The sequence below is a fragment of the Anaerolineae bacterium genome (assembly GCA_016931895.1).
Classification (GTDB): Bacteria; Chloroflexota; Anaerolineae; order 4572-78; family J111; genus JAFGNV01.
Genome location: JAFGDY010000126.1, coordinates 1 through 9,751 on the forward strand (window position 1 = coordinate 1; position 9,751 = coordinate 9,751).

General features: G+C 56.0%; 7 protein-coding genes. All 7 read left to right on the forward strand.

Translation table 11 applies throughout. The features are described from left to right. The coding region (locus tag JW953_09580) for a tetratricopeptide repeat protein (GenBank protein ID MBN1992945.1) at window positions 1-273 on the forward strand (273 nt) is incomplete at its 5' end. Window positions 274-290: 17 nt separating this feature from the next. Further along, the gene (locus tag JW953_09585; GenBank protein MBN1992946.1) at window positions 291-1,829 is read left to right on the forward strand and encodes an SAM-dependent DNA methyltransferase; all 1,539 of its coding nucleotides are present in this window, start codon (window positions 291-293) and stop codon (window positions 1,827-1,829) included. Beyond that, complete coding sequence (locus JW953_09590) at window positions 1,826-2,965, forward strand: restriction endonuclease subunit S (GenBank protein ID MBN1992947.1); 1,140 nt, start codon at window positions 1,826-1,828, stop codon at window positions 2,963-2,965. Before JW953_09585 ends, JW953_09590 begins: the two co-directional genes overlap by 4 nt. A 14-nt stretch (window positions 2,966-2,979) precedes the next feature. After that, complete coding sequence (locus JW953_09595; GenBank protein ID MBN1992948.1) at window positions 2,980-6,126, forward strand: type I restriction endonuclease subunit R; 3,147 nt, start codon at window positions 2,980-2,982, stop codon at window positions 6,124-6,126. A gap of 35 nt (window positions 6,127-6,161) precedes the next feature. Beyond that, window positions 6,162-6,554 carry a hypothetical protein gene (locus tag JW953_09600; GenBank protein MBN1992949.1) on the forward strand — a complete coding sequence of 131 codons (393 nt, stop codon included), beginning with the start codon at window positions 6,162-6,164 and terminating at the stop codon, window positions 6,552-6,554. Next, window positions 6,551-8,299 (forward strand): tetratricopeptide repeat protein, encoded by a 1,749-nt coding sequence (locus JW953_09605; protein ID MBN1992950.1) that lies wholly within the window; start codon window positions 6,551-6,553, stop codon window positions 8,297-8,299. Before JW953_09600 ends, JW953_09605 begins: the two co-directional genes overlap by 4 nt. A gap of 16 nt (window positions 8,300-8,315) precedes the next feature. Continuing rightward, the gene (locus JW953_09610; GenBank protein ID MBN1992951.1) at window positions 8,316-9,665 is read left to right on the forward strand and encodes a hypothetical protein; all 1,350 of its coding nucleotides are present in this window, start codon (window positions 8,316-8,318) and stop codon (window positions 9,663-9,665) included. Window positions 9,666-9,751: the final 86 nt, after the last annotated feature.

The window sequence follows — 9,751 nt, forward strand, 5'->3', positions numbered from 1 at the left end:
AACCTCAAACAGTACGATAAGGCCCTGGCCGATTACACCCGGGCGATCGAGTTGAACCCGGAATACGCCGACGCCTTTTACAACACTGCCTGCGCTTATGCCTTCCAAAATAATGTTGAAGCCGCTTTGTCGCCCCTCCGCCGCGCGCTAGAACTTGACCCGGAGAAAATCCTTGCCTCCATCCCCACCGACTCCGACTTTGACCTGATCCGCAACCACCCGGACTTTATCGCGCTACTGGATGAATTTTCATCTCAGCAACAAACATCTTGACCCCAAAGGATTCATCAATGCCCAAAGAAAACAACCAAACCCTCGAACAAACCCTCTGGAAAGCCGCCGATAAACTGCGCAAAAATATGGACGCCGCCGAGTACAAACACATTGCCCTCGGCCTGATCTTTCTCAAATACATCTCCGATGCCTTTGTGGAGTTGTACGACAAACTGCAAACCGGCGAGGGCGAGTACGCTGGGGCCGATCCCGAAGACCCCGACGAGTACCGCGCCGAGAATGTCTTTTTTGTGCCCGAAACCGCCCGCTGGGCCTATTTGCAGGACCGCGCCAAAGACCCCGAAATCGGCACCGACATCGACGACGCGATGGACGCCATCGAGAAGCAAAACCCCACCCTCAAAGGCGTATTGCCCAAAGTGTACGCCCGCCCCAACCTCGACAAGCAAGGGCTGGGCGGCCTCATCGACCTGATTGGCACCATTGCCCTGGGCGATGCCGAGGCCAAAAGCAAGGATGTGCTGGGCCGGGTGTACGAATATTTTCTGGGCGAGTTTGCCCTGGCCGAAGGGCGCAAGGGCGGCCAGTTCTACACCCCCGAAAGCATTGTGAAACTGCTGGTGGAAATGCTGGAACCCTACCAGGGCCGCGTTTTTGACCCCTGCTGCGGCTCCGGCGGCATGTTTGTGCAGAGCGAAAAGTTTGTGCAAAACCACCAGGGCCGCCTGGACGACATCTCTATTTACGGCCAGGAGAGCAACCAGACCACCTGGCGCTTGTGCAAAATGAACCTGGCCATCCGCGGCATCGACAGCTCTAACGTGAAGTGGAACAACGAAGGCTCTTTTTTGAACGACGCCCACCCCGACCTGAAGGCCGATTTTATCCTGGCCAATCCCCCCTTTAACGATAGCGACTGGAGCGGCGACCAGCTCCGCAAAGATGGCCGCTGGCAGTACGGCCCGCCGCCCACCGGCAACGCCAACTTTGCCTGGGTGCAGCACTTTATTTACCACCTGGCCCCCAGTGGCCGGGCCGGTTTTGTGCTTTCCAACGGCTCCCTCTCTTCCAACACCGGCGGCGAGGGCGACATCCGCCAAAAGTTGGTGGAGGCCGATCTGGTGGATTGCATTGTGATGCTGCCCACCCAGCTTTTTTACAACACCGGCATCCCCGCCTGTTTGTGGTTTCTCAGCCGCTACCGCAACGGCAACAAGGCCCGCGACCGGCGCGGCGAGATTTTGTTTATCGACGCCTCCGACCTGGGCTATATGCTCAACCGCCGCAACCGCGACCTGGCCGATGACGACATCCAGACCGTGGCCGGCACCTACCACGAATGGCTGAAAAAAGACGGCAACTATGCCGACGTGAAAGGTTTTTGCAAATCCGCCACCCTGGACGAGGTAAAAAAGCACAACACCGTGCTCACGCCGGGCCGCTATGTGGGCATCCCTGATGAGGATGACGATGGCATCCCCTTTGAGGAAAAAATGGCCGCCCTGACCACCGAATTGCGCGACCAGATGCAGGAGGCCGAGCAACTGGACGCCGAAATTAAGGCGCAGTTGGCAAAGGTTGGTTTTGAATTATGAGCGAGTGGCGGGAGACAACTTTAGGCGAGATTGTAACTTTTCAGCGAGGACACGATTTAACAACCTCGCAGTTTAAGGATGGTCCTTATCCCATCGTTAGTTCAGTTGGAATTATCGGTTATCACAACGAATTTACAACTGAATCGAATGGAATAACTATTGGAAGAAGCGGAAATAGTATAGGGAATCCGATTTTCGTCGAATCTAAATTTTGGGCGCACAACACTACCCTCTATGTGAAGGAATTTCACAATAGCTATCCTAAGTTTATATATTATCTTCTAAAGACCTTAAATTTTCGACTTTTTGACTCAGGTAGTGCGGTTCCATCCCTAAACAGAAACTATATACACCCATATCCAGTTAAAGTACCGGACTTGTCAGAACAGCGCCGCATTGCAGCCTTTCTCTCCACCCTCGACGCAAAATTAGACCTCCTCCGGCGACAAAACCACACCCTGGAACAAATCGCCCAAACGGTGTTTAAACGCTGGTTTGTTGATTTCGAGTTTCCCAACGACCACGGCCAACCCTACAAATCATCCGGCGGGTCAATGGTCGTCTCAGAGTTGGGGGAGATTCCAGAGGGTTGGCGGGTTGGTACATTTGGAGATATTTCAATCAATTATGATAGTAAAAGAATACCACTATCGAGTAGAGAACGAGAGCAAAGGAAAGGACCATACCCTTACTATGGCGCAACGTCAATAATGGATTACGTGGATAATTACCTCTTTGATGGAGTTTATGTTCTGATGGGGGAAGATGGAACTGTCATAGATAATGATGGACATCCAGTGTTGCAATATGTATTTGGTAAATTTTGGGCAAACAATCACGCCCATGTTTTGCAGGGTAAAGGCAAGATTTCAACCAATTTCATTTACCTGTTCTTAAAGAGGGCAAAGGTCAATCATATTGTAACAGGGGCCGTTCAATTAAAAATCAACCAAGGCAATATGAATAGTCTGAAATTGGCAATACCTGACGATGATGCCCTAGAAGTATTTGATAAAGTAATATCTCCAATCTTCGACAAAACAATGGTTAATCTCAATCAAATCCAAACCCTCACCCGCCTCCGCGATACCTTGCTCCCCAAACTGATGAGCGGGCAACTTCGGGTTCAAGCCTAAATCGGAAACGTGCTATGAACGAAAACGATGTTGAACAACTGGCTCTGGAACGCCTGCAAGAATTAGGCTACGAGTACGTCCACGGCCCCACCATTGCCCCGGACGGCGAATCGCCCGCCCGCCAATCATACAGCGAGGTAGTGCTGCTGCCCCACTTGCGGCAGGCCGTGCAGCGCCTTAACCCCCACATCCCCGCCCCGGCCCGGGAGCAAGCCCTGCGCGAGGTGCTCAACATTGCCTCGCCCGATCTCATTACCAACAACCAAACCTTTCACACCCTGCTCACCAACGGCGTCGAGGTTGAATATCAACACCAGGGCCAAACCCGCGGCGATAAAGTGTGGCTGGTTGATTTTGACACCCCCGCCAACAACCACTATTTGGCCGTCAACCAATTTACCATTATTGAAAACAGTAACCGCCGCCCCGACGTGGTGCTCTTTATTAACGGCCTACCGCTGGTGGTGGTCGAACTGAAAAACCCGGTCAAAGAAGAAACCAACGTGCGCCGGGCCTTTGACCAACTGGAAACCTACAAACAAGAAATCCCCACCCTCTTCACCTACAACGCCCTGCTGGTCATTTCCGATGGCCTCACCGCCCGCGCCGGCTCGCTCTCGGCGGGCTACACCCGCTTTTCGGCCTGGAAAACCGAGGACGGCCAAACCGAGGCCGCATCGCACATCCCCCAATTGGAAGTTCTCATCAACGGCCAGCTCAACCCGGCCACCCTGCTCGACCTGGTCCGCCACTTTACCGTGTTTGAAAAATCCAAATTTGAAGACCCCCACACCGGCGTGGTCACCGTGCAAACCGCCAAAAAGATCGCCTACTACCACCAATATTATGCCGTCAACAAAGCGGTTGAGTCCACCCTCCAGGCCGCCACGACCGACGGCAACCGCAAAGGCGGGGTATTTTGGCACACTCAGGGCAGCGGCAAATCGCTCTCGATGGTCTTTTACACCGGCAAGCTGGTGCTCAGCCTCAACAACCCCACCGTGGTAGTCATCACCGACCGCAACGATTTAGACGACCAGTTGTTTGACACCTTTGCCGGGTGCAGCCAGCTCTTGCGCCAGCCGCCGGTGCAGGCCGCCAGCCGCGAGCACCTGATGGAGCTGCTCCAGGTGGCCTCCGGGGGCATTGTGTTTACCACCGTGCAAAAGTTCTTCCCCGAAGGCGACAGCACTACCTACCCCCAACTCTCTAACCGGCGCAACATTGTGGTCATCGCCGACGAAGCCCACCGCAGCCAGTACGGCCTCCGCGCCAAAGAGGTTGATGTCAAAGACAAAGAAACCGGGCAGGTGGTCGGCAAGCGCACGATGTACGGGTTTGCCAAATATATGCGTGACGCCCTACCCCACGCCACCTTTATTGGCTTCACCGGCACGCCCATTGAAAGCACCGACATCAATACTCCCGCCCTCTTTGGCGCTTACGTGGACATTTACGACATCGCCCAGGCCGTGGCCGATGGCGCTACCGTACCCATCTATTACGAAAGCCGGCTGGCCAAGGTCACGATGACCCAGGAAGGTCGCCAACTGATCGAAGAACTGGACGAGGAACTGCAAAGTGAAGACCTGGAAGCCTCGCAAAAAGCCAAAGCCAAATGGACGCAACTGGAAGCCATTGTCGGACACCCGGCCCGGCTCAAGAACGTGGCCCAGGATATTTTGACCCACTTTGATCAGCGACAAGAGGTATTTGCCGGAAAAGCAATGGTGGTGGCGATGAGCCGCCGCATTGCCGTAGAGTTGTACCACGAGATTATCGCCCTCCGTCCCCAGTGGCACAGCGACGAGCTGGACCAGGGCGGCCTCAAAGTGGTGATGACCGCCAGCGCCGCCGATGGGCCAAAAATGCAAGCCCACCATACCACCAAAAGCCAGCGCCGCCAACTGGCCGCCCGCTTCAAAGATCCCGACGACCCCCTACAAATGGTCATTGTCATTGATATGTGGCTCACCGGCTTTGATGCGCCCTGCCTGCACACCCTTTACGTTGATAAACCCATGCAAGGCCACGGCCTGATGCAAGCCATCGCCAGGGTCAACCGGGTGTATGGCAACAAACCAGGCGGGCACGTCGTGGACTACCTGGGCATCGCCGCCGATCTCAAACAAGCCCTCAGCTTTTACGCCGAAAGCGGTGGCAAAGGCAGCCCCACCGAAACCCAGGAAGATGCTGTCAATATCCTGTTGGCCCGGCTGGAGGTGGTTGACCAGTTAATGGCCGGTTTTAATTATCACGCCTACTTCACTGCCGATACCTCACAAAAGCTCTCACTCATTCTGCAAGCCGAAGAACACATTTTACGCCTGGAAAACGGCAAAGACCGTTTCAACAAAGAAGTGCTGGCCCTTTCCAAAGCATTGGCCTTATCGATACCGCACGAAACGGCAATGGCCAATAAGGAAAAGGTGGCGTTTTTCCAGGCCGTCAACGCCCGCCTGCAAAAATTTGAATACACCGGCAACGGCAAATCCAGCGCCGAAATAGAAACCGCCGTGCGCCAGGTGATCGACCAGGCCATTGTCTCGGATCAGGTGATTGATGTGTTTGACGCCGCTGGTATCAAAAAACCTGACATCTCGATTTTGGATGATGAATTCTTGGCCGAAGTGAGAGGGATGGAGCACGAGAATCTGGCCCTGGAACTGCTCCGCAAATTGCTCAACGACGAACTGCGCACCCGGCGCAAAACTAACTTGGTGCAAAGTCGCAAGCTGGCCGATATGCTCGACGACGCCATCCGTCGTTACCAAAACAAACTGCTCAGCACCACCGAAGTGATCGAAGAACTCATCGGCCTGGCCCGCGACATCAAACAAGCCGACGCCGAGGGAGAAGAATTGGGGCTATCCACCTACGAACTGGCCTTTTACCACGCCCTGGCCGACAACCAAAGTGCCCGGGAGGTGATGGGCACCGCCAAGCTGTGCGAGTTAGCCATTGTGCTGGTGGAGCGGGTGCGCAAAAATGCCACCATTGATTGGAACATAAAAGAGAGCGTTCGTGCCAAAATGAAAGTAACGGTCAAGCGACTTCTGCGTCAATACGGCTACCCCCCCGATATGCAAGCCTTGGCCACCGAAACCGTGCTCCAGCAGGCGGAGCTGCTGGCTGAGTTTGAGGTGGTCCAAAAAGAGTAACTTTATAAAAAATTCAACAACAAAAGGAGCAAAAAATGTCACTTACCATTACTGCATTAGCCTCGGCGGCCCTGGTTATTTTAACCCCCTACCTCACCAAGGCTGGCGAAAAAGTAGCCGAGAAAATCGGCGAGAGTGTATTCAATCTGGTCAAGTCCAAATTCAGCGGTGACAAAGACGCTGAGGATGCGCTGCGCCTGTATCAGAAAAATCCGGCGGTATTTGAGGGCGCGCTCACCCAACTCATTGAGGCCAAGCTCAAGGAAGACCCCGATTTTGAAGCCCAACTCCGCGAGATGGTGGCCCAGGCCGATGCCGACACCGGCGGCAGCGTGAGCCAGGTGGCTATTGGCAGTAACATTGCCCAGGCTACCCACGGCGGCACGGCCAGCGTTAATGTCAACCAGCCGCCACAGGATGAAAAATGAGCGATCCGTCACTGCCCGGCCAACAATCTGCCCAGGGAAGCAACATTGCCCAGGCCGATCACGGCGGTATTGCGGTGGTGGGCGATGGCAACGTGATCCACACCGGCCAACCCTACCGGCCACCCTTGCAACGGCCGCCGCGGGCCGAGCATTTCACCGACCGCGAAACGGAACTGGCTACGCTGCTGGAACAGTTACGGCCGGGCCACGTTTGCACGCTGTGCGGGCCGGGCGGTATCGGCAAAACCGCCCTGGCCGCCGAGGTGTTATGGACGCTGGCCCCCGGTGAGGAATTGCCCGCCCATTTTCCCGATGGAGTCTTTTATCACACCTTTTACAACCAGCCCCAGGCTGATCTAGCCCTGGAAAGCCTGGCCCTGGCCTTTGGCGAAGAAGTTAAACCCAACCCCCAGGCGGCAGCCCGGCGCGCCCTGGCCGGACGAGCCGCCCTGCTGCTGCTGGACGGTGCCGAAGACGCCGACAACCTGCCGGCCGTGCTGGACGTAAAAGGCCAGTGTGGCGTGTTGATTACCAGCCGCAAACACGGCGATGCCCCGGCCGCGTGGCAAGACGTCAGGCCATTACCACCGGCAGAGGCGGTTTCGCTATTGCACAAGTGGGGCGGGAACCAATCCGACGACTACACGGTTTGTGAGGCGCTGTGTCACCTGATGGGGGGGCTGCCCCTGGCGGTCCGGCTAGCCGGGCGTTACCTGGCCCAAACCGGCGATACCACCGCCGAATATTTAGCCTGGTTGAAAAGCTCGCCCCTGGAGGCGCTGGATCAGGGCAACCGGCGGCGAGACAGCGTGCCCGTGCTACTAGAGAAAAGCTTGCGGCAAGTGAGCGAGGCAGCGTGTGCGGTGTTGGCCGTAGCTGGACTGCTGGCCCTGGCCCCAATAGAGCGAGAAGCTCTGGCTGCGGCGTTAGCGGTAGCCCCGGATACGCTACGCCAGCCGCTGCGAGAGTTGTTAGATTTTGGGCTATTACAACGCAGCGGCCCCGGTTACAACGTGAGCCACGTTTTGATTTTAACCTATGCCCGCAAGTTGGACCATCCGGCTGATATTCCAGAGCGGCTGGCCGACTATTACAGCACCTTATTCAAAGAGCAGAGCACTCAGGGCAGTGTTGGTTTTGCGCGGCTACACCCGGCCAGGCCGCATCTGTTAACCCTGCTCAACCGGCTGGCCCAACAGCAAAAAGCACAGGCCTTTACATTATTGAATGCAGCAGATGACTACTTAAGGCTACAGGGTTTCAACTTAGAACGGCAACTGGTGTGGCAAACCGGCTTGCGTCTGGCCCAGGCCCTTAAAGATAGCCGCCAACAGGCCAACTGCATCCAGGCCCTGGGCGAGGTGCATCTCAGGCTGGCCGAATACGAGGCCGCCCGCGACCGGTATGAGGAAGCCCGCCCCATCTATGCCCAGATTGGCGACCGGCTGGGCGAGGCCAACTGCATTGATAGCTTGGGACAATTGGCAATGCGTCAGCAAGATTGGTTGGCAGCCGTACAATTTTTGCAGGCTGGGTTACAGATATATCAGGCCATAAATTCGGCCTATGATGTTGCCTGGTCACACTATTTTTTGGGGCAGGTGAGTGCGGCCCAAAATGACCCGGCCAAGGCCAGGCACTATTACCAAACCGCCGCAAAGTTGTTTGAGGCCATCAAGTTGCAGCCGCAGGTGGACATGGTGCAGCAAGCCCTGGCGCAGCTTTCATCACAAACAGAGTCTTAACCCATCAGGATGCGCAATGACACCCAACAACAACTTTACCGCATCGCAGCATATTGAAGGTGATTATAACGCCCAGGCCAGCGGGCCGGGCGCGCAAGCCACGGTCAATGTCACCCACATTCGCCAGGAGGCACCGGCCCGTCCGCCCCAGCCCATCCCCACCGAAATCCCCCGGCCGCGCGCCAGCACTTTTGTTGGCCGCAGCGATGAACTGGATTGGCTGTGTGCTCGATTAAAGGCCGGCGATGTGGCCGCCGTGGCCGGGGTGCGCGGCATTGGCGGCATTGGCAAAACCGAGCTGGCCATTAATGCGGCCAATCAATTAAAAGATCACTTTGGCGAGCATATCATCTGGCTGGAGTGCGGCCCCAACGATGTATACGCCATCCAGGAACGCATTGCCGCCGCCCTGGGCATCACCTTGCCCGGCGAAGAATTACGCCTGCGCGCCGATAGCCTGACTCTGGCTTTACGCCAACGGCCTGCCACCCTGGTGGTGCTGGACGACATTCGCCGCCGCCACCTGGATGAATTTGCTTGTTTGCTGCCGCCCAGCCCACCCTGCGCGCTATTAGTTACCAGCCGCCGGGATGACCTGCCCCTGCCCGATCCGGCCGCAAGCATCAAAAAAATAGATGTCCTGACCCCCGTCCAGGCTGAAACGCTTTTGGGTAACCTACTTGACCCCGAGGATGTGCCAACCGAACCGGCCACCGTCACCGCTATCTGTGAATTGCTGGAAAAAATACCATTAGCTTTAACGCTGGCCGCCCGCCGGGCCGGACGGTTAGCCCGGCGCCGCGATGCCGATCCGGCCACCACCCTGGCTGCTCTGCTGGCTGACTTGCAAGAGCGGCGGCGGGTGCTGGTGCTGGAGCAAGGCGACCGGCCCGACCTGAGCATTATGCTGACCTTTGAGGCCAGCTACGAGGAATTGAATAACGATGACCAGGCCCGCCTGCAACGGCTGGGCGTCTTTGCCCGCAACGAGTTTGAACTGCCCGCCCTGCAAGCCGTATGGGAAACCGATGAAGAAGCCGCCCGGCGCACTTTATTGAATTTGACCAACGCCGGCCTATTGGAAGAAGTTGATGAGGATATATGGTGGATGCACGACTTGCTGCGCGAATACGCCGCCGAATATCTAGGGCGGCAAGAGCAATCTGAATTTGTTGCCGTGCACCTGGCATACACGGCCTATTGGCAAGTATATCTGGATAATACTGAACTGCGTAGTGTAGCAGATTGGCGAAGTTTAGAAGCGCATCGCCCGGAAATTGAACAAGCGGCAGAATGGCTGCTAACGGAATGGGAAATTAAACCGGAATTGGCCGTTGAACTGGCCTTGTCCATTTCTCAAAAATAGGGCGCATGTATCAGTTGGGGGGGACAGCGAAAGCAAACAAATCATCAAATCGTCCATTGACCCAGGCTAGCCGCAGGTGGAGTAAA

Excerpts from the sequence above, each read along its gene's own strand:
- JW953_09585 (MBN1992946.1), top strand. The coding sequence starts at position 291 with ATGCCCAAAGAAAACAACCAAACCCTCGAACAAACCCTCTGGAAAGCC.
- JW953_09590 (MBN1992947.1), top strand. The coding sequence starts at position 1,826 with ATGAGCGAGTGGCGGGAGACAACTTTAGGCGAGATTGTAACTTTTCAG.
- JW953_09595 (MBN1992948.1), top strand. The coding sequence starts at position 2,980 with ATGAACGAAAACGATGTTGAACAACTGGCTCTGGAACGCCTGCAAGAA.
- JW953_09600 (MBN1992949.1), top strand. The coding sequence starts at position 6,162 with ATGTCACTTACCATTACTGCATTAGCCTCGGCGGCCCTGGTTATTTTA.
- JW953_09605 (MBN1992950.1), top strand. The coding sequence starts at position 6,551 with ATGAGCGATCCGTCACTGCCCGGCCAACAATCTGCCCAGGGAAGCAAC.
- JW953_09610 (MBN1992951.1), top strand. The coding sequence starts at position 8,316 with ATGACACCCAACAACAACTTTACCGCATCGCAGCATATTGAAGGTGAT.